Raw genomic sequence first — 20003 nt, 5'->3', positions numbered from 1 at the left:
CCGATGCCGGCACGACGAGACAGACCCCACAACAGGTCTAGTCCAATATCCCAGAGTACGGGCCACCCGCCCCTCCGGGCACCAGCCCCTCACCGGCACGCCCGGAATCCGCCCATACGCCGCAGCACGCGCCGCCCCCGCACGGCCGGAGGCCGGCCGTGCGCGCCGACCGGCCCGGCCCGAGCCGGGCCTCCCCCGCGCCGCGGCGCCCGCCGCCGCTCCCGCCCCGCCCCTCCGCAAACCTGACCGGACCTCACCCACCACCCCTGAATGCCCGGAGCCCGAGGCACAATGGCCCGTATGACCCCCGTGCCCCGTACGGAAGACACCACCGACCCGGTGCCGGAGCTGCGGCAGCGCTGGGCCGACACCGTCACCGCGGCCCGCGGCAAGAAGAGCCCCACGGCACCTGACCCCGCCCCGTACGCGGACAACCTCCTGTCCCGCTGGCGCGAACCCCAACGCCGGTACCACACCGTCGACCATCTGGCCGCGGTCCTGTACCGCATCGACGAACTGGCCGAGCACGCGGACGACTTGTCCACCGTCCAGCTGGCGGCGTGGTTCCACGACGCCGTCTACCGGCCGGAGCGCTCCGAGAACGAGGAGCGCAGCGCGGCCCTCGCCGAACGCGCCCTGCCCGAACTGGGCGTCGGCGCGGCCCGCACGGCCGAGGTCGCCCGCCTGGTGCGGCTCACGGTCACCCACGACCCGGCGCCCGACGACCCCGACGGCGAGGTCCTCTGCGACGCGGACCTCGCGGTGCTCGCCGGCTCCCCCGACCAGTACGCCGCCTACGCGGCCGCGGTCCGCGACGAGTACGCCTTCGTTCCCGACCCCGACTTCACCGCCGGGCGCTCGGCCGTCCTGAGTCAACTCCTGTCCCTGCCGCGTCTCTTCCGCACTCCTCGCGGCTACGACCTGTGGGAGCACAACGCCCGCCGCAACCTTGCGACGGAGCTTGATTTGCTGCGGGGGGCGTAGGGCGCGGGGTTGTTCGGGGCCGGTTGCTTCGGCTGCGGGGTGCGGTTGTGGCTGGGCGCGCAGTTCCCCGCGCCCCTTTGGGGCGCGATCTGGTCGCCGTGTGGGGTGTTGGCGCGGGCCCTGCGGGGCTGGTGCCGTACGGGGCTTGTGGTTGCCGCGGGGGTCGGAGGGGACGCACCGGGGCCCGTCCTCGGCGCGGGCGACGCGGGTACGAGCGATTGAGTGCCCCGGTGTTCGCTCCGGTCCTGCGGGCGGGCCCCGGTGCATCCCCTCCGACCGTCCCCCGTTGCCGACCGCCGGCCGGTGACACCGCGCGTCACGACCACGACTCGGCCGCGCCCAAGCTGCGAGGGTGGCCAGCTGCCTGCCAAGGGGATGCCGTACAGGTGTGCCGTAACGGTGATCCGTACGGCGGGACAGCCGCCCACGGACGGCGGTCGGAGGGGATGCCCGGTGAGCCGCCCGCAGGACCCGGAGCGAACAACGGGGCTCCCAACCTCCGGGACCAGGGCCGCCCGCGCCGAGGACGGCTTACCGGGCGTCCCCTCCGACCCACCACCCCCCGCGCACAGGCGCACGCGGCCCAGCCCACGGCAAACCCCGGGAATGTAAGCCGTCCTATCGCTGTTAGTAGCTGACATGCCCGCACAGCCCGACCGCGCCCGCCTGCCCATCGCCGTATACGTTCTCGGCCTGTCCGTCTTTGCGCTCGGTACGTCCGAGTTCATGCTCTCCGGCATCCTCCAGCCCCTCGCCCGCGACCTGAACGTCTCCATTCCGCAGGCCGGCCTGCTGGTCTCCGCCTTCGCGATCGGCATGGTGATCGGCGCCCCGGTACTCGCCGCCGCCACACTCCGCCTCCCACGGCGGACGACACTGATCGCGCTGCTCGCCGCCTTCGGCCTCGGCCAGGTGGCGGGCGCGCTGGCCCCCACCTACGGCGTGCTGTTCGCCTCACGCATCGTGAGCGCCCTGGCCTGCGCCGGCTTCTGGGCGGTCGGCGCCGCGGTGGCCGTCTCGCTGGTGCCGGTGACCGCGCGGGCCCGCGCCATGGCCGTGATGGTCGGCGGCCTGAGCATCGCCAACATCGCGGGCGTCCCGGCCGGCGCCCTGCTCGGCCAGCACGCCGGCTGGCGCGCCGCCTTCTGGGCCGTGGCAGGCCTGGCCGCGATCGGCCTGCTCGGCGTGATCGCGCTGGTGCCGCGCACGGCCGTGCCGACCGGCGAGGACCGCCCGCAGCTGCGCCGTGAGCTGTCCATCTACAAGGACAAGCAGGTCTGGCTGGCCCTGACCGCCACGGCCCTGAACGGCGCCGCGGTCTTCGCGCTCTTCTCGTACCTCTCGCCGCTGCTGACCGACACCGCCGGCCTCGCCGAGAGCTGGGTGCCGACGGTGCTCGCCCTCTTCGGCGTCGGCGCGCTGACGGGCACGTTCATCGGCGGCCGGATAGCCGACGCCCACCTCTTCGCGACGCTCTTCGGCGGCATCGCGGCGTCCACCGCCGTGCTGGCCGTCCTGGCGCTGACCGCGCACAGCCCGGCCGCCGTCATCGCGCTCTCCCTGATGCTCGGGGTGACCGCGTTCACCACGGCCCCGGCCCTCAACGCGCGGATGTTCAACGTGGCGAACGCCGCGCCGACGCTGGCCGGCGCGACCACCACCGCCGCGTTCAACATCGGCAACACCCTCGGCCCGTGGCTCGGCGGGCTGGCGATCGGCGCGGGCTGGGGCTACCCGTCCGTGGCCTGGACCGGCGCCGCACTGGCGGCGGGGGCCGTGCTCACGACGGCCTTCGCGTTCCGGCTGCACCGCGCCACGCACCAGTCAAGGCTGGTCGCCTCCTCGGCCGCCGGCGCCCCGGCGACGCAGCTGACGAAGACCACGGAGGCGACAGAGGCGGCGGGGCACCGCTGACGCCCGCCAGGACGGTGCCGACGCCGGGCCGCGGCACCGCGGCCCGGCCGTTCACGGCCCGCCGTCGAACCTCCAGCGCGTCTGGCTGTAGGTCTCGCCCCGCCCGAACCCGAACGCCGTGACCGGCGCGACCCGGAACACCACGGCCCGGTTGCCCGCCCCGTAGAACGCGCCGTCGCGGACGTCGAAGTGCCAGTCGCTGCCGTACTTCTCGGCGTACAGACCGGCCAGCCGCCGCAGCGTGGCGTCGTCGCGCACCGCCACCGCCGCGCCCTCGACGACCACGTCGAGTCCGGCGTGCAGGTCGTTGCCACCGGCCGTCGACGTAGCGAGGACGCAGTGCGCGTTGGTCTCCAGGTTTCTGGCCTTGCGTTCGCCGGGGCCGGTGCAGAAGTGCAGCGCGCCGTCCGACCAGACGGCGAGCAGCGGGGTGACGTGCGGGCGGCCGTCGGGCCGGACGGTGGTGAGCCAGAACATCTCCGCTTCGGTCATCCCGCCGACGGCCGCGGACCAGGCGGTCGCCGTGGCGTCCGCGCTGCTGTAGTCCGGGTCGAGGTAGGTGGCCGGTTGTCCGCCCTGTTCGCCGGCTGACATGGCTGTCCCCTTTCGGTGCGGCACACGGTCAGGCCCATCGTGCGGGCGCCCGCGGCCGGGCCGCCGCTACGACGCGCCGCGGCGGGCCGGCCGGGGCGCCGGCCGGTTCTTGGGGCGGCGCAGTCCGGCTGCGGTCAGCCGGCGCAGCAGCTCCTTGGACCCGACCTCCACGGCCCCGGCGCGCACCGCATCGCCGTACCGCTCCGCCGGCAGGTCGTAGTGGTCGCGCTCGAACGCCCGCCGGGGCGCGCCGATCCCCGCCGCGAAGGTGTGCAGTTCGTCGAAGGAGCGGTCGCTTACCAGGTGCGACCACATACGGCCGTGCCCCGGCCACGTGGGCGGGTCGATGTAGATCGCCACGTCAGCGCTCCGGCAGGATCGCCGTGTCAGCCCGCCGCACCATCAACCACCTCAGCCTTCCGCCGGGGCGCCGAGCCGGCCGACCCGGGCCACCGCGACGGCCGTCTTGGGGCAGACCCAGTGCGGATCGGTGCCCAACTCCGGTTCGACGTCGAGTGCATGGGGGTCTCCCGACTCCGTGCACACCGGGCACAGCGGCCAGCGGCCGTACCGGTCCAGGAGGGCGTCCTGGACGTCCTGCGCTATCAGTCCTGCGACGAACGCCGCGCCTTCAGGCCATTGCTCCACCCACCACCGGCGGTGGACGACCGCATCCTCCACGAGCGAGACGATGTCGGCGTCGGCCACCTTGTCCGCGATCAGGTCGGCGAGCACCAGCGCCCGCGCGGCGTGCAATGCCTGTTCCATCTCCATGCCCCCCATTGTCTCCCGGCCGCCGGCCGCCCAGCGGAGTTGTCCACAGCCCGCCGCGGATCATGCGCTCTGTCCACAGCACTCACGGAGGGTATTGACGCGGGACGTCGATGAAATTACTTTTCAAGCGTGAGCAGTAGCGTGAAGGAAACTTTCAAGGACGTGGCCGTCGAGACCCGACCGGCCCCGGCCCCACCCGCCCCCGCGGCGCTGGCCGCCAAGGTCCGCACCCTCGCCCCCACCATGACCCGCTCCATGCAGCGGGTCGCGGAGACCGTCGCGAGCGACCCGGCGGGCTGCGCCGCCCTCACCGTCACCGGCCTCGCGGAGCGCACGGGCACCAGCGAGGCCACCGTCGTGCGGACGTCCCGGCTGCTCGGCTACCCGGGCTACCGCGATCTGCGCCTCGCGCTCGCCGCCCTCGCCGCGCAGCAGGCGGCCGGCGGCGCCCCGGCGGTGACCGCGGACATAGCGGTCGACGACTCCCTCGTCGACGTCGTCGCGAAGCTGGCGCAGGAGGAGCAGCAGTGTCTGGCCGACACCGCCGCCGCGCTGGACGTCACCCAGCTCGAAGCCGCCGTCGCCGCGCTCGCCGGCGCCCGCCGCATCGATGTGTACGGCATCGGGGCCTCCAACCTCGTCGGCCAGGACCTCGTCCAGAAGCTGCTGCGCATCGGCCTGATCGCGCATGCGCACGCGGACCCGCATCTGGCCGTGACGAACGCCGTGCAGATGCGCACCGGCGACGTCGCCCTCGCCATCACCCACTCCGGGCGGACCACCGATGTCATAGAGCCCCTGCGCGTGGCCTTCGACCACGGCGCGACGACGATCGCCATCACCGGCCGCCCGGACGGCGAGATCGCCTCGTACGCGGACCACATCCTGACCACGTCCACGGCCCGCGAGAGCGAGCTGCGCCCGGCCGCGATGTCGTCCCGGACGAGTCAGCTGCTGGTCGTGGACTGCCTGTTCATAGGCGTCGCGCAGCGCACGTACGAGACCGCGGCCCCCGCGCTGTCCGCCTCCTACGAGGCGCTCGCCCACCGCCACTCGCCGCGCAACAACCAGCGCTGACCTCACGCCGCCCGCCGCGCGGGCCCGCGTGCCGCCGGGGGAGGCACGGGTGGGCCCGACGGCACCCGGCGGCGGGGCAGCCGACACGCCACGGCCCCACGAGCCCGACCCGAAAAGAGTCGCCACGCCATGACCTCCACCGCCGACCACGCCCATCTGCGCGCCCAGTTGGACACCCTCACCACCGAGGCGTTCCGGCCCGAACTCGCCGAGATCGACCGCCGCCCCACCCTGGACATCGCCCGCACGATGAACGACGAGGACGCCACCGTCCCCGCCGCCGTCGCCCGGCGGCTCCCGGAGATCGCCGCCGCCATCGACGCCACCGCCGCCCGGATGGCCCGAGGCGGCCGGCTGATCTACGCCGGCGCCGGCACGGCCGGCCGCCTCGGGGTGCTGGACGCCAGCGAGTGCCCGCCGACCTTCAACACCGACCCGTCCGAGGTGCTCGGGCTGATCGCGGGCGGCCCGTCCGCGATGGTCAGCGCCGTCGAGGGCGCCGAGGACAGCACGAAGTTCGCGGTCGAGGACCTGACCGCGATCGACCTGACCGACCTGGACACCGTCGTCGGCATCTCGGCCTCCGGCCGTACCCCCTATGCGGTCGGGGCCGTCGAGCACGCCCGCGCCCTGGGCGCGCTGACCATCGGCCTGTCCTGCAACGCCGGTTCGGCGCTGGCCGCGGCCGCCGAGCACGGCATCGAGGTCGTGGTCGGCCCCGAGCTGCTGACCGGCTCCACCCGGCTCAAGGCGGGCACCGCCCAGAAGCTGGTGCTCAACATGCTCTCGACCATCACCATGATCCGGCTGGGCAAGACCTACGGAAACCTGATGGTGGACGTCCGCGCCTCCAACGAGAAGCTGCGGGCCCGCTCGCGCCGTATCGTCGCGCTCGCCACCGGCGCTTCCGACCAGGAGATCGAGACCGCCCTCCGCGCCACGGACGGCGAGGTGAAGAACGCCATCCTCACCCTCCTCGGCGGGGTCGACGCCCCCACCGCCGCCCGCCTCCTCGACGCCGCCGACGGCCACCTCCGCGCCGCCCTCCGGGCCGCCGGAAACCACTGATCCCGCCACGCCCGCCCTGCCCCGTCCGGCCCAACCCCCTCCCCGTTCGACCGCACAGCAAGGCACCGCACATGCCCGATGACCAGAACCGCGCCACCGCTGCCGCGATCCTCCCTCTCGTCGGCGGCGCCGCCAACCTCACCTCCGTCGCCCACTGCATGACCCGGCTCCGCCTCGGCATCCAGGACCGCGCCCTGGTCCAGGACGAGGCCCTCAAGGCACTCCCGGCGGTGCTGGGCGTGGTGGAGGACGACACGTACCAGATCGTGCTGGGCCCCGGCACGGTCGCCCGCGTCACCCCGGAATTCGAGCGCCTGGTGACCCGGTCCCGCGCCCTGCCGCCCGCCGATGAACCGGAGCCCACCGGCCTTCCCCCGGCACCGTCCTCCGCTGGTCACCACCCCGCGGCCACTCCCTCCGCCACCACCGCCGAGGAGCTGGCCGCCCAAGGCGCCGCCCTCAAGGCCCGGCAGAAGTCGCGGAACGCCACCCCGGTGAAGCTGTTCCTCCGCCGGATCGCCAACATCTTCGTCCCGCTCATCCCGGCCCTGATCGGCTGCGGCATCATCGCCGGTATCAACGGCCTGCTGACCAACTTCGGCCTGCTGCCCGCGATCGTCCCCGCCCTCGCCGCCATGGCCTCCGGCTTCATGTCCCTCATCGCAGTCTTCGTCGGCTACAACACCGCCAAGGAGTTCGGCGGCACCCCCGTCCTCGGCGGCGCGGTCGCCGCGGTCGTCGTCTTCCCCGGCGTCACCCACGTCGCCGCCTTCGGCCGGCACCTCTCCCCCGGCCAGGGCGGCGTGCTCGGCGCACTCGCCGCGGCGCTGCTCGCCGTCCAGGTGGAGAAGTGGTGCCGCAAGACCATCCCCGAGGCGCTGGACGTCCTGCTCACCCCCACCGTGACAGTCCTGGTCACGGGCCTGGCCACGCTCTTCGGCCTGATGTACGCGGCGGGCGGGGTCGCCACCGCCATCGGCACCTGCGCCACCTGGCTGCTGGCCCACGGCGGCGCCCTCGCCGGCTTCGTCCTGGGCGGCCTCTTCCTCCCCCTCGTCATGCTGGGCCTCCACCAGGCGCTCATCCCCCTGCACACCACCCTGATCGAGCAGCAGGGCTACACCGTCCTGCTCCCGATTCTCGCCATGGCCGGAGCGGGCCAGGTCGGCGCCGCGATCGCCGTCTACCTCCGCCTCCCCCGCAACCGCTCGATCCGCCGCACCATCAAGTCCGCCCTGCCCGCAGGCTTCCTGGGCGTCGGCGAACCCCTGATCTACGGCGTCTCACTCCCCCTGGGCCGCCCCTTCATCACCGCCTGCCTGGGCGGCGCCTTCGGTGGCGCCTTCATCGGCCTCTTCAACCAACTCGGTGACACCGTCGGCTCCACCGCCATCGGCCCCTCCGGCTGGGCCCTCTTCCCCCTGGTCAAGGGCGACCAACCACTCGCCACCACCCTCGTCATCTACGCCCTGGGCCTGGCCACCGGCTACCTCACCGGATTCCTGGCCACCTACTTCTTCGGCCTCAGCAAGCAGATGCGCACAGAGCTCAACACACCCCCTGACAACGCCCCCACCGCCACAACCACAACCGCAGAACCCGACACGACAACCCCCGCACCCCCCACCCCACTCGAAACACCGGCGGGCCTGCGAGCACCCTGAATCCGGCGGAACTCACGAGCCCGGGCCGTTGTCGTAGGGATGGTTGAGGAGTGAATCTCCCCTCGTCGGCCGAGCACACAGAATCGCCCCCAAGAGAGGACGACCACAAAGGAAATCGACCGGCGTGCGGCTCACCGCAGCGGAATCGTAGGAAGCGGCGCCATAGAAGCGGCACCGTAAAGTTGAAAATTGTGCAGCCCCTGCGCCGGCTCCTTCCCTCAGCACTCGACACGCAGTGCCTCCGGGCTCCGTCCCCGCCAGATCGGAAAGACCGACCGAAGCACCGCGCGACAGGAGCGCAGCCGCTCAAATCCCGCCCTCCGAAATGCATTACGCGAGCCGACCGGCCGTGGTGAGGGAGGGACGCATTCATGGCCCGTCGCGCACAAACTGCCCGCAGTAAGGTCAGCGCATGTGGATTCGATTACGCCGCCCGTGGCGCGGCAGACTGATCGTGGTGGGCAGCGCCCTGGTGCTCGCCGTCGGCGGAGTGGCGCTGCTGCTGACGAGCGAGGCGCCACCACCTCCGTACCTACCGCCGCAGTCGTCCGGGGCGCACATCAATGAAGTGGTCGTCTACGCCTACGAGAGCACCCTGGACGTGGACCTCGATCCCCCGCCGGGACCGGGCACCGTCATCGGCGCCGTCCTGCTGGCGGTGAGCGGGGGCCTGTGCGCCGGGAGCTGTCTCATCCGCCGCAGGCGCGAGGCACCGCGCGTCTGACCGCTGAGACCGGCCGAGACCGGCCGAGTTCACCGGGACCGCCGCCACCGCCCCACAACCGCCAACCGCCGCCCGCCGCCCGCCGCCCGGCGGAGCCGTATCCGCCCGCAAAAACGCCGCCGGGGCGGCACCCCCCTGAAGGAGGGTGCCGCCCCGGCGAACGGGTGGACGTGTTGATCCGGGAGGATCAGCGTTCCGATCCGCGCGGGATCAGAAGTCCATGTCACCGCCCGGCATGCCGCCCGGAGCGCCCGCCGGGGCGGCCTTCTCCGGCTTGTCGGCGATGACGGCCTCGGTGGTGAGGAAGAGCGCCGCGATGGAGGCGGCGTTCTGCAGCGCGGAGCGCGTCACCTTGGCCGGGTCGATGATGCCCTCGGCGATCATGTCGACGTACTCGCCGGTGGCGGCGTTCAGGCCGTGGCCGACGGCCAGGTTGCGCACCTTCTCCACCACGACGCCGCCCTCAAGGCCGCCGTTGACGGAGATCTGCTTGAGCGGGGCCTCCAGGGCGAGCTTCACGGCGTTGGCGCCGGTCGCCTCGTCACCCTCGAGCTCCAGCTTCTCGAAGACCTGGGAGGCCTGGAGCAGGGCGACGCCACCGCCGGCGACGATGCCCTCCTCGACGGCCGCCTTCGCGTTGCGAACGGCGTCCTCGATGCGGTGCTTGCGCTCCTTGAGCTCGACCTCGGTGGCGGCACCGGCCTTGATGACGGCCACGCCGCCGGCCAGCTTCGCCAGACGCTCCTGGAGCTTCTCGCGGTCGTAGTCCGAGTCGCTGTTCTCGATCTCGGCGCGGATCTGGTTGACGCGGCCCTGGACCTGGTCGCTGTCACCGGCACCGTCGACGATGGTGGTCTCGTCCTTGGTGATGACGACCTTGCGGGCGCGGCCGAGCAGCTCGAGACCGGCGTTCTCCAGCTTGAGGCCGACCTCCTCGGAGATGACGGTGCCACCGGTGAGGATGGCGATGTCGCCGAGCATGGCCTTGCGGCGGTCACCGAAGCCCGGGGCCTTGACGGCGACGGACTTGAAGGTGCCACGGATCTTGTTGACGACCAGGGTCGACAGGGCCTCGCCCTCGACGTCCTCGGCGATGATCAGCAGCGGCTTGCCGGACTGCATGACCTTCTCCAGGAGCGGCAGCAGGTCCTTCACGCTGCCGATCTTGGAGTTGACGATGAGGATGTACGGGTCGTCGAGCGCGGCTTCCATGCGCTCCATGTCGGTCGCGAAGTACGCCGAGATGTAGCCCTTGTCGAAGCGCATACCCTCGGTGAGTTCCAGCTCCAGACCGAAGGTCTGGGACTCCTCGACGGTGATGACGCCTTCCTTGCCGACCTTGTCCATGGCCTCGGCGATGAGCTCGCCGATCTGGGTGTCGGCGGCGGAGATGGAGGCGGTCGAAGCGATCTGCTCCTTGGTCTCCACGTCCTTGGCCTGCTCCAGCAGGGCGGCGGAGACGGCCTCGACGGCGCGCTCGATACCGCGCTTGAGGGCCATCGGGTTGGCGCCGGCGGCGACGTTGCGCAGGCCCTCGCGGACCAGGGCCTGGGCCAGGACGGTCGCGGTCGTCGTGCCGTCACCGGCGACGTCGTCCGTCTTCTTCGCGACCTCCTTGACCAGCTCGGCGCCGATCTTCTCGTACGGGTCCTCGAGCTCGATCTCCTTGGCGATGGACACACCATCGTTGGTGATCGTGGGGGCGCCCCACTTCTTCTCGAGGACGACGTTGCGGCCCTTGGGGCCGAGGGTGACCTTGACGGCGTCGGCGAGCTGGTTCATCCCGCGCTCGAGACCGCGCCGTGCCTCCTCGTCGAACGCGATGATCTTGGCCATGTGAAGTGGTCCTCCCGGACTGGGGTGGATTGCTCCGGACCGCGCTGGCGCCCGCGACGGACGACCTGCAAGCCTGTGTGGTTCCTTGCCCCACGCGACCTGCGGGCCTCACCGACCCGGTCCTTCTTTGTCACTCTCACTGGGAGAGTGCTAACGCCAATGATTAGCACTCGCACCCGTCGAGTGCAAGGCGGCTTCGAAGAAGACTCCCGCGGGTTGGTGGCCGAGTGACGCGCGAGCCGGGCGCCCGGGGCCGGGGAACCCGGCCCGCCCCGTTGGACAGCCGAAGGCCCGTACCCCCTCAGGGGTACGGGCCTTCGTCACGCAGTTGTCGGTCGGCGCCTCAGCCGGCCACCCGGACCATGTCCGCCTGCGGCCCCTTCTGGCCCTGCGAGATCTCGAACTCGACCCGCTGACCCTCCTCAAGGGTGCGGTAACCGTCCATCTGGATCGCGCTGTAGTGGACGAAAACATCCGCACCACCGTCGACCGCGATGAAGCCGTACCCCTTCTCCGCGTTGAACCACTTGACGGTGCCCTGAGCCATGCCTAACTCCCCTATTACTGGCCCTTGCGCAGGACCGCACTCCGCGGACCCGGGTCAGACCTCACCCCGCGAAGGCCCGTGGGGTGTGCGCCGGAACGCGTCGACCGCCGCTGAATGTATCTGCACAGATGCCCAGAGCAACAGGTCAATCGGACGAGAATTCTGGAGGCCGAGAATCGGCAATATGCGCCTAAGTCCTGGTTCTCCAGGGCAAGTCGGGCCGGGCATAGCGCACCTAGGCGACAAATACCGCCCACACTTTGGCCACAACTGATCACGAACACATATGCGTTCGGCATGCGCGCGGTGATATCCCGAGGGGGATCACCCCAATGGTATCTCCTTTCACAACACGGAATTGCCCCGTCCACTTTCTGGCGGACGGGGCAATTCCGGTCATGCAGGAGAAGAGTTGGCGCAAATCAGCACCCGCCGGCCACCGCCGGGATGATGGAGATGCCCGCACCGTCCGGGGTGGGCGTCTCCAGGCCCTGCTCGAAGCGCACGTCGTCGTCGTTGACGTACACGTTCACGAAGCGGCGCAGCTTGCCGGCGTCGTCCAGCACACGGGCCGCGATGCCCTGGTGGTTCTGCTCCAGGTCGGCGATCACCTCGGAGAGGGTCGCGCCCTCGGCGGGGACCTCGGCCTGGCCGCCGGTGTACGTGCGGAGGATGGTGGGGATGCGGACCTTGACGCTCATGGTTCTGCCTTCCAGGGGTACGGAGTACGAGTTCGGGGCTGGGGCGCGGCCTCGTCCGCCGGACGGGCCGGCGGCCTCAGCCGGCCAGGCCGGCCGCGCGGAACGCGTCCAGGTCCGGACGGATCGTGGCCGTGGGACCGGAGGTCGGGGCGACCGCGTCGAGGGTCTTGAGGCCGTCACCGGTGTTCAGGACGACGGTGGTCAGGGACGGGTCGAGCACGCCGTCCTCGATCAGCTTCTTGGTCACGCCGACGGTCACCCCGCCCGCGGTCTCCGCGAAGATCCCTTCCGTCCTGGCCAGCAGCTTGATCGCGTCCACGACCTGCTCGTCGTCGACGTCCTCGACGGCGCCGCCCGTACGGCGGGCGATGTCGAGCACATACGGGCCGTCGGCCGGGTTGCCGATCGCCAGCGACTTGGCGATGGTGTTCGGCTTCTGCGGGCGCACGACGTCCTGGCCGGCCTTGAAGGCCGCGGACACCGGCGAGCAGCCCTCCGCCTGGGCACCGAAGATCTTGTACGGCTTGTCCTCGACCAGGCCGAGGGCGATCAGCTCCTTGAGCCCCTTGTCGATCTTCGTGAGCTGGGAGCCGGACGCGATCGGGATGACGATCTGGTCCGGGAGCCGCCAGCCCAGCTGCTCGCAGATCTCGTAGGCGAGCGTCTTGGAACCCTCGCCGTAGTAGGGGCGCAGGTTGACGTTGACGAAGCCCCAGCCCTCGCCCAGCGGGTCGCCGATGAGCTCCGAGCAGAAGCGGTTCACGTCGTCGTAGTTGCCCTCGATGCCGACCAGGTCACCGCCGTAGACCGCGGCCATGACGACCTTGCCGGCCTCCAGGTCGTGCGGGATGAAGACGCAGGACTTGAAGCCGGCCCGGCGCGCCGCGGCGCCGACCGCACCGGCGAGGTTGCCGGTGGAGGAGCAGGAGAGGGTGGTGAAGCCGAACGCGCGGGCGGCCTCGACGGCGATCGCCACGACGCGGTCCTTGAAGGAGTGCGTCGGGTTGCCGGAGTCGTCCTTGACGTACAGGCCGCCGGTGACGCCCAGCTCACGGGCGAGGTTGTCGGCCTTGACGAGCTTGGTGAAGCCCGGGTTGAGGTTGGGCTTGTCGGCCACGTCGGTGGGCACGGGCAGCAGCGGGGCGTAGCGCCAGATGTTGTCCGGACCGGCCTCGATCTGCTTCCGCAGGCTCTCGGGGTCGCCGCTCGGCAGGTCGTACGCGACTTCGAGCGGCCCGAAACATTCCTGGCACGCGAAGATCGGGCCGAGCGCGAAGCGCTGTCCGCACTCGCGGCAGGACAGGGCGGCGGCGGGACCCAGAGCGACGGTGGGGGTGTTTTCGGTGACTTGCACAGCCATGGAGGCGAGGCCCTTTCTCCTCATCTTCCTCGCGGCGAATCTCGCCACGAGACGGATTTGGCACCTTCCCTAGCCGGGAGCCTCACGCGCGCGGGACGTCTGCGTCCTGGCGGCAAGACCGGCTGGAGGGTTGCCGGGGCTTCAACGGGCCGTATCCCTCTGCCCCTCTGGATGAGCGGTATGGCGCTGGGCCGAAACCCAGGCGTTTGTGGCGCGGCGACCCCGACATGCGACGGTCATCCGCGTTGTTCAAGACTGTAACCGAAGGCGCTGACAGTTGAGATAGTCGTCCGAACCGCGAGATGGATCACACAGGCCGCCGTTCGGGCGGTGACCGAGGAGTCGTAGACGTGCTGGAAGAGGTCGAGGGCTGGCTGACCAGCCACTCCTGGTCCGCCGCTGACCGCCCGCTGGGGCGGCTGCTGGAGGCGAAGCGCCAGACGGGCCGCACGGTCAGCGTCGTGCTGCCCGCGCTCGACGAGGAGGCCACGGTCGGGGCGATCGTGGCGGTGATCCGTGCCGAGCTGATGACCGAGGCGGTCCCGCTGGTCGACGAGCTGGTGGTGCTGGACTCCGGCTCCACCGACCGCACCGCCGAGGTAGCGGCGGCGGCCGGCGCCCGGGTCGTCTCCCGCGACAGCGTCCTCCCGCGCCTGCCCGCGCTGCCCGGCAAGGGCGAGGTGCTCTGGCGCTCCCTGCTGGCCACCACCGGCGACATCATCTGCTTCATCGACGCCGACCTGCGCGAGTTCTCCGCCACCTTCGTCTCCGGGATCATCGGCCCGCTGCTGACCGATCCGGACCTCCAGTTCGTGAAGGCGATGTACGACCGCCCGCTGGAGACCGGCGGCGAGGGCGCCGGGGCCGGCCAGGGCGGCCGGGTGACGGAACTGGTCGCCCGCCCCCTCCTCAATCTCCACTGGCCGCAGCTGGCCGGCTTCGTCCAGCCCCTGGGCGGCGAGTACGCGGCCCGCCGCTCCCTCCTGGAACGCCTCCCCTTCCCGGTCGGCTACGGCGTCGAGCTCGGCCTGCTCGTCGACGCCCTGAACACCGTCGGCCTCGACGCCCTCGCCCAGGTGGACGTCGGCGTACGCAAACACCGCCACCAGGACGGCCAGGCCCTCGGCCGCATGGCCGCCGCCATCTACCGCACCGCCCAACTACGCCTGACCCGCGGCCCCTTGGTCCGCCCCCGCCTCACCCAGTTCGACCGCGGCGACGAGGGCTTCGTCCCCCGCACGACGGACGTGGACACCGAGGAACGCCCCCCGATGGCCGAAATCCCGGAGTACGCGGCCCGCCGAGCGGCGTGAACACTCGCGGCGGCCGGGCAGCGACCGGGCCCCTCCCCCGCACCCCCTTGACCGCTTCCGTACGTTTGCGCGGATCTGTGGCGGGTTAACTTCGCGTCATGGTGTCCGAGCGGAGTGCGGTGCAGGCAGGGGCCGAGGTTCTGGTGGCGTCCAATCGTGGGCCGGTGTCGTACGGCCTGGGGGAGGACGGGGTGCTGACCGCCAAACGGGGTGGCGGTGGGCTGGTGTCGGGGCTGTCCGCCATCGGGCCCGAGACCGATGCGGTGTGGGTGTGTGCGGCGCTGGGTGACGGGGACCGGGAGGCCGTGCGGCGGACGGGTGGGGTGCTGGACCCGGGTGACACGGGTGGACAGCGGGTCCGGATGCTGGACATTCCTGCCGGGGTGTACGCCGCCGCCTACAACGGCGTCGCGAACTCCGTGCTGTGGTTCGTCCACCACATGCTCTACCAGACCCCGCTGGAGCCGGTCTTCGACGCGGAGTTCCGGGAGCAGTGGGCGTCCTACGAGGCGTACAACGCGGCCTTCGCCGACGCGCTGGCCGAGGGGGCGGCGCCCGGTGCTGCCGTCCTGGTGCAGGACTACCACCTGGCGCTGGTGCCCGGCATGCTCCGCGAGCGCCGCCCCGACCTGCGGATCGCCCACTTCTCCCACACCCCGTGGGCCCCCGCCGAGTACTTCGCGATGCTCCCCGACGACATCCAGCGGCAGCTGGCGCTGGGCATCCTCGGTGCCGACCGGGCGAACTTCCTCACCCGGCGGTGGGCCGAGAACTTCATGGCCTGCGCCGAGACCGGGCTCGGCGGGCAGTGCGAGCGGGTCCGGCCGGAGGACGGGGCGCCCGGCATCGTCGCGCTCGTGCCGGAGCGCACGGCGCGTACGACCTGGATCGGCGTGCACGGCCTCGGTGCCGACGCCGAGTTCCTGCGCGAGCGTGCGCACCGCCCCGATGTCGAGGAGCGGATGGCGGCGCTGCGTGCGCAGATCGGCGGGCCGGAGCGCAGGACCGTCGTCCGCGTGGACCGCACCGAACTCTCCAAGAACATCGTGCGGGGGCTGCTCGCCTTCCGCCGGCTGCTCGCCGACCGCCCCGAGTGGCGCGAGCGGGTCGTCCATGTCGCCTTCGCCTACCCCTCGCGCCAGGACCTCGCCGTCTACCGCGACTACACCGCGGAGGTCGAGCGGGTGGCGGAGGCGGTCAACGCCGAGTACGGGACGCCGGACTGGCAGCCCGTCGTGCTGCACGTCAAGGACGACTTCGCCCGCTCGCTGGCCGCCTACCGGCTGGCGGACGTGGCGCTGGTCAACCCGATCAGGGACGGGATGAACCTGGTCGCCAAGGAGATCCCGGTGGTGTCGGACGCCGGCTGCGCGCTGGTGCTGTCGCGGGAGGCGGGCGCGCACGAGGAGCTGGGCGCGCACGCCGTCACGGTCAATCCGTACGACGTCGTCGGCACCGCCGAGGCGCTGCACGAGGCGCTGTCGATGGACGACGGCGAACGTGCGGCGCGGACCGAGCGGCTGGCCGCCGCGGCCACCGCGCTGCCGCCCGCCCGCTGGTTCCTGGACCAGCTGCGGGAGCTGCGGGGGGAGGCGGGGGACGAGGACCGGAAGTCGGCGCCGCCGTCCGTATGAGCGGTGCGGGGGCGGCGCGCGGCCTCCCTCGCGCATCCCAATAGGAGCGGCCCGGGAAGTACGGCCCTTCCGACGGAGCGGAGGTCCGGCGGCCCTCCTACGAGGCCGTTGGCCCGTTGTCGGCCAGCCGGTCCGCCAGGGCGGTGAGCAGGCCGACGACGCCGGCCGGGCCGTCGACCACCAGGTCGGCGCGGTCGGCCAGTTCGGCGACCTCGTTGCTGCCGCTGCACACCAGGACGCCGGCCAGGCCGTCGGAGCGGAGCTTCTCGACGGCGGCGAAGGCGGCCAGGTCGCCGAGGTCGTCACCGGCGTAGAGGACGGTGGCGGCGCCGGTCTCGCGGACCCATTCGGCGAGGGCGACGCCCTTGTCCATGCCGGGCGGGCGGAGTTCGAGGACCAGGCGGCCCGGCTCGACGATCAGGCCGTGGCGTTCGGCGAGCGCGGTGAGCGGGCCGCGCAGCCGGTCGAAGGCGTGCTGCGGGTCGCTCGCGCGGCGGGTGTGGACGGCGATGGCGCGGCCGCCCTTGCGCTCGACGGCGGTCTCGACCCAGGTGCCGTGCCAGACGCCGGAGGCGTCCAGGACGCCGGGGAGTTCGGCCTGTATGGCGGCGACACCGGGGTGCGGGGCGGGGGCGTGGACGGTGCCGGTGGCCGCCTCCCAGCGCTCGGCGCCGTAGTGGCCGAGGACGGTGAGGTGGTCCAGGCCGGGGACGTCGGCGAAGCCGCCGAGGCGGACGGCGACGGTGGCCGGGCGGCCGGTGATCACCGCGGCGGCGCGCAGCCGGGGCACCAGGCGGGCGAGGGCGGCGACGGCGCCGCCATGGGCGCGGGCCTTCTCCGGGTCGGGGACGATCTCGGCGAGGGTGCCGTCGAAGTCGAGGGCGAGGACGGCGCGTTCCGGGTGTGCCAGCAGCGCGGCGAGGCCGTCGCGGCCGGCGGGGGTGTGCGGGGTCGGCACGGGGCCGGGCTCCGGCTGGGACTGCGGCGCGGCGTTCGGGGGGCTGCCCATGGCGCCGACCCTACCGGCGCGGGGCGGGCGCCGGGGGTACCGCCGGAGGCAGCCGGGGGTGTACGGGCGCACGGGGGCAGCGGGCAGGGCGCCCGGTGCGGGGTGGGCGGGGCGGCGGGCCGAGGCCCGCGGGGCGGCGACGGCCGCACACCCGGTCAGTGCGGCCGGGGAACCCTGGTCACCGCCGACCGGGCCGCTCCGGTCAGCGGCGGGCGCGCCGCGCGTCCCGTATGCGGCGCAGGCGGTTGACCGTGACGGGGTCGTGGGCGAGCGCGCGGGGGTCGTCCAGCAGGGCGTTGAGGAGCTGGTAGTAGCGGGTCGGGGAGATGCCGAGCCGCTCGCGGATCGCGCGCTCCTTGGGGCCGGGGCCGGGCCAGGAGCGGCGCTCGACGGCGAGCACCGCCTCGTCCCGGGCGGAGAGCCCGGAGGCACGCCCGGCGGCCCCGGACTCGCCGCCCGCACCGTCCGCACCCGCCGTTCCGCCCGTCATCACGCTTCCACGATAAGCGCACGGTCGGACAGTGCCCGGCCCGTCGCCCCGGCCAGGACCGGCCGGGACGGCCGGGACGGCTGTCCGCGTCCGCGCCCGCACCGCGTCATTCGGCGGCGCTGTCCGCCGTGTCCGCGGTGTTCTGGATGTCGGTGAGCACCCCGGCCGGGTTGCCCCGCGGGCCGACCGCGGGGCCCATCTTCCCCTTGACGGTCTTGGAGATGAGCGGCCAGGAGGTCTTGTTCGCCGGGTAGAACTCGGCGTTGGTGAGCTGCTTGAGGAAGCCGTGGAACTTGGCGTACGTGTCGTCGGCCAGCATCGCCTGGGAGGCGGAGGTGGTGACCGGCAGCAGCCCGTATTCGCCGGAGAACTTCTCGACGTTCTTCTTGCTGTAGACGAAGTCGAGGAACTTGCCGACCTGGGTGCGGTGGCCGCCCTGCTTGAAGGCCATCATCCAGTCGGCGACGCCCATGGTGGCCTTGGCCTTGCCGTGGGTGCCGGGCAGCTCGACGGTGCCGTAGTCGATGCCCTTGGCGGCGGCCTGCTTCATCAGGGTGGGGTGGCCGTTGAGCATGCCGACGTCACCGTCGGCGAAGCCCGCGAAGGCGTCCTCACGGTTGAGCTTGGCGGGGTCGGTGCCGGTCAGGCCCTTGCCGACGAGGTTCTTCTGCAGCCAGGAGAAGGTCTTGACGTTCTCCGGGGAGTCGATCGTGTACTTGCCGATGCTGTCGGTGTAGCCGCCGCCCCCGCTGAGCATCCACTGCATCGTCTCGGCCTGGGTCTCCTCCGGGCCGAGCGGCAGCGCGAACGGCATCTTGACGCCCCGCGCCTTCAGCAGCTGGGCGTCGTGGGCGATGTCGTCCCAGTTCTGCGGCGGGGCGGCGATGCCGGCCTCGGCGAACAGCTTCTTGTTGTAGAAGAGCCGCCGGGTGCTGGCGCCGAAGGGCATGCCGTACTGGACCCGCTTGTATTCGCCGGCCTCCGCGAGGGAGGGGGTGAAGTCTGCCTGGGTGGGGATGGAGAGCAGCTGGTCGGCGCTGTAGAGCTGGCCCTTGGCCGCGTAGTCGGCGTAGGCGCCGATCTGGGCGAGGTCGGGGGCGTGGCCGTCCTCGGCCATCTCCGCGACCTTCTTGTCGACGTCGGTCCAGCTGTAGACGTCGACGTCGACCTTGATGCCGGGGTTCTTCTTCTCGAAGGCGCGGGCGAGGTCGTCCCAGTAGTGCTGGGAGCCGTTGGCCTGGCTGTCGCCGTAGTCCGCCGCGACCAGTTTGAGGGTGACGTCGTCGCTGCCGGTGCCACCGCCGCAACCGGTGAGAGTCAGTGTCATGGTGGTGGCGATCGCCGCCGCCAGGCTCAAGTACCGCCGCTGCACTGCTGTTCCGCCCTTTGTTCTGAAAATCCGTGCTTGTCGGGTATCGACCCGGCCGCCTCAGGGGTCGCCCTCGAACGGCATGAACAGCGAGTCTCCCCCGCGCCCTTTACAAGGTCTACACCACCCCCCGGTTCGCGCCGGTACCGGCCCGACGGCCGCACCTCCGGCCCGATCGCCCCGGTGAGTGGACTAGACCTTTCCGGTCGGATCGCGCAAAACTGTTCCCGTGAGACACGTCATCGCCCTGGATGTGGGCGGCACCGGGATGAAGGCCGCCCTCGTGGGGGCGGACACCGCGTCCTCCGGGGACACGCCCCCCGCGCTGCTGTACGAGGCGCGGCGCCCCACCGGCCGCGAGCACGGCCCCGACGCGGTGGTCGAGGCCGTCCTCGGCTTCGCCGCCGAGCTCCGCGACCTCGGCACGGCCCGCTACGGCACCCCCGCCGCGGCGGCCGGCGTCGCGGTCCCCGGCATCGTCGACGAGCGCTCCGGCACCGCCGTCTACGCCGCGAACCTCGGCTGGCGGGACGTCCCGATGCGGGCGCTGCTGTCCGAGCGGCTGGGCGGGGTGCCGGTCGCGCTCGGCCACGACGTCCGCGCCGGCGGCCTGGCCGAGGGCCGGATCGGCGCGGGCCGGGAGGCCGACCGGTTCCTCTTCGTCCCCCTGGGCACCGGGATCGCCGGCGCCATCGGCATCGACGGCCGGATCGAGGCCGGTGCGCACGGCAGCGCGGGAGAGATCGGCCACATCGTCGTACGGCCCGGCGGGCGCGAGTGCGGCTGCGGGCAGCGCGGCTGTCTGGAGACGCTGGCCTCGGCCGCCGCGGTCGGCCGTGACTGGGCGTTGGGGGGGGGGGGGGGGCGGGGCCCCCCCGCGCCGCCGGCCCCCGCCCGCGGCGGGGGGGGAGGTGCACACACCTAAAAACAAGACCCCCCCAAGCA

18 protein-coding genes, 1 pseudogene and 1 riboswitch are annotated in these 20003 nt (G+C 72.3%); of the genes and pseudogenes, 9 read left to right on the top strand and 10 right to left on the bottom strand.

What is annotated here, in order from left to right; genetic code table 11:
* The first annotated feature begins 300 nt into the window (after nucleotides 1–300).
* On the top strand, nucleotides 301–984 hold the full coding sequence (locus ACWC9R_RS29575; protein WP_450736067.1) for an HD domain-containing protein: 684 nt from the start codon (nucleotides 301–303) through the stop codon (nucleotides 982–984).
* Between the two features lie 639 nt (nucleotides 985–1623).
* A complete protein-coding gene (locus ACWC9R_RS29570) occupies nucleotides 1624–2898 on the top strand; it encodes a Cmx/CmrA family chloramphenicol efflux MFS transporter (protein ID WP_450736065.1) in 1275 nt (424 codons plus the stop codon).
* 51 nt (nucleotides 2899–2949) lie between these two features.
* Here ACWC9R_RS29570 and ACWC9R_RS29565 read toward each other — a convergent pair whose 3' ends face one another.
* From ACWC9R_RS29565 to ACWC9R_RS29555, 3 genes are all read right to left on the bottom strand, one after another.
* Entirely contained in the window at nucleotides 2950–3492 is a 543-nt protein-coding gene (locus ACWC9R_RS29565; protein WP_450736064.1) for a pyridoxamine 5'-phosphate oxidase family protein, read from the bottom strand.
* Between the two features lie 66 nt (nucleotides 3493–3558).
* A complete protein-coding gene (locus tag ACWC9R_RS29560) occupies nucleotides 3559–3852 on the bottom strand; it encodes a DUF4031 domain-containing protein (RefSeq protein ID WP_450736063.1) in 294 nt (97 codons plus the stop codon).
* A gap of 51 nt (nucleotides 3853–3903) precedes the next feature.
* Entirely contained in the window at nucleotides 3904–4266 is a 363-nt protein-coding gene (locus tag ACWC9R_RS29555; protein ID WP_362608933.1) for a hypothetical protein, read from the bottom strand.
* A gap of 129 nt (nucleotides 4267–4395) precedes the next feature.
* Here ACWC9R_RS29555 and ACWC9R_RS29550 point away from each other — a divergent pair, with 129 nt between their 5' ends.
* The 4 genes from ACWC9R_RS29550 to ACWC9R_RS29535 all read left to right on the top strand — a co-directional run bounded on the left by ACWC9R_RS29550 (nucleotide 4396) and on the right by ACWC9R_RS29535 (nucleotide 8799).
* Nucleotides 4396–5343, top strand: coding sequence for a MurR/RpiR family transcriptional regulator (locus ACWC9R_RS29550; protein ID WP_450736061.1), 948 nt, complete (start codon nucleotides 4396–4398; stop codon nucleotides 5341–5343).
* Between the two features lie 129 nt (nucleotides 5344–5472).
* Nucleotides 5473–6411 (top strand): N-acetylmuramic acid 6-phosphate etherase, encoded by a 939-nt coding sequence (murQ, locus tag ACWC9R_RS29545; RefSeq protein WP_450736060.1) that lies wholly within the window; start codon nucleotides 5473–5475, stop codon nucleotides 6409–6411.
* Nucleotides 6412–6482: 71 nt separating this feature from the next.
* Nucleotides 6483–8075, top strand: coding sequence for a PTS transporter subunit EIIC (locus ACWC9R_RS29540; RefSeq protein WP_450736059.1), 1593 nt, complete (start codon nucleotides 6483–6485; stop codon nucleotides 8073–8075).
* A 412-nt stretch (nucleotides 8076–8487) separates the two neighbouring features.
* Entirely contained in the window at nucleotides 8488–8799 is a 312-nt protein-coding gene (locus ACWC9R_RS29535) for a hypothetical protein (RefSeq protein ID WP_450736057.1), read from the top strand.
* A 210-nt stretch (nucleotides 8800–9009) separates the two neighbouring features.
* Here the strand turns inward: ACWC9R_RS29535 and groL are convergent, their stop codons facing one another.
* From groL to thrC, 4 genes are all read right to left on the bottom strand, one after another.
* On the bottom strand, nucleotides 9010–10635 hold the full coding sequence (gene groL / locus ACWC9R_RS29530) for a chaperonin GroEL (RefSeq protein ID WP_362608941.1): 1626 nt from the start codon (nucleotides 10633–10635) through the stop codon (nucleotides 9010–9012).
* Between the two features lie 343 nt (nucleotides 10636–10978).
* A complete protein-coding gene (locus tag ACWC9R_RS29525; RefSeq protein WP_003986833.1) occupies nucleotides 10979–11182 on the bottom strand; it encodes a cold-shock protein in 204 nt (67 codons plus the stop codon).
* Between the two features lie 422 nt (nucleotides 11183–11604).
* Entirely contained in the window at nucleotides 11605–11883 is a 279-nt protein-coding gene (locus tag ACWC9R_RS29520; protein ID WP_018089727.1) for a MoaD/ThiS family protein, read from the bottom strand.
* Nucleotides 11884–11959: 76 nt separating this feature from the next.
* Nucleotides 11960–13243, bottom strand: coding sequence for a threonine synthase (gene thrC, locus ACWC9R_RS29515; RefSeq protein WP_450736055.1), 1284 nt, complete (start codon nucleotides 13241–13243; stop codon nucleotides 11960–11962).
* A gap of 17 nt (nucleotides 13244–13260) precedes the next feature.
* Nucleotides 13261–13421: riboswitch (SAM riboswitch) on the bottom strand.
* 172 nt (nucleotides 13422–13593) lie between these two features.
* Here thrC and ACWC9R_RS29510 point away from each other — a divergent pair.
* Together ACWC9R_RS29510 and ACWC9R_RS29505 are read left to right on the top strand one after the other, a co-directional pair.
* Complete coding sequence (locus tag ACWC9R_RS29510) at nucleotides 13594–14556, top strand: glucosyl-3-phosphoglycerate synthase (protein WP_450736053.1); 963 nt, start codon at nucleotides 13594–13596, stop codon at nucleotides 14554–14556.
* Nucleotides 14557–14654: 98 nt separating this feature from the next.
* The gene (locus tag ACWC9R_RS29505) at nucleotides 14655–16190 is read left to right on the top strand and encodes an alpha,alpha-trehalose-phosphate synthase (UDP-forming) (protein WP_450736052.1); all 1536 of its coding nucleotides are present in this window, start codon (nucleotides 14655–14657) and stop codon (nucleotides 16188–16190) included.
* A 97-nt stretch (nucleotides 16191–16287) separates the two neighbouring features.
* Here ACWC9R_RS29505 and otsB read toward each other — a convergent pair whose 3' ends face one another.
* From otsB to ACWC9R_RS29490, 3 genes are all read right to left on the bottom strand, one after another.
* Nucleotides 16288–17199, bottom strand: coding sequence for a trehalose-phosphatase (gene otsB / locus ACWC9R_RS29500; RefSeq protein ID WP_450736050.1), 912 nt, complete (start codon nucleotides 17197–17199; stop codon nucleotides 16288–16290).
* A 202-nt stretch (nucleotides 17200–17401) separates the two neighbouring features.
* Nucleotides 17402–17689, bottom strand: coding sequence for a DUF3263 domain-containing protein (locus ACWC9R_RS29495; RefSeq protein ID WP_450736048.1), 288 nt, complete (start codon nucleotides 17687–17689; stop codon nucleotides 17402–17404).
* 106 nt (nucleotides 17690–17795) lie between these two features.
* Complete coding sequence (locus ACWC9R_RS29490) at nucleotides 17796–19061, bottom strand: ABC transporter substrate-binding protein (RefSeq protein ID WP_450736046.1); 1266 nt, start codon at nucleotides 19059–19061, stop codon at nucleotides 17796–17798.
* A gap of 226 nt (nucleotides 19062–19287) precedes the next feature.
* On the opposite strand from ACWC9R_RS29490, the pseudogene ACWC9R_RS29485 reads away from it, so the two are divergent.
* Nucleotides 19288–19965: pseudogene (locus ACWC9R_RS29485) on the top strand (ROK family protein); the annotation flags it as partial.
* Nucleotides 19966–20003 lie beyond the last annotated feature (38 nt).

Source organism: Streptomyces sp. NPDC001219, from assembly GCF_053597915.1.
Note: the sequence above shows the minus strand (reverse complement) of the source record. Positions and strands in the feature narration are given on the sequence as shown.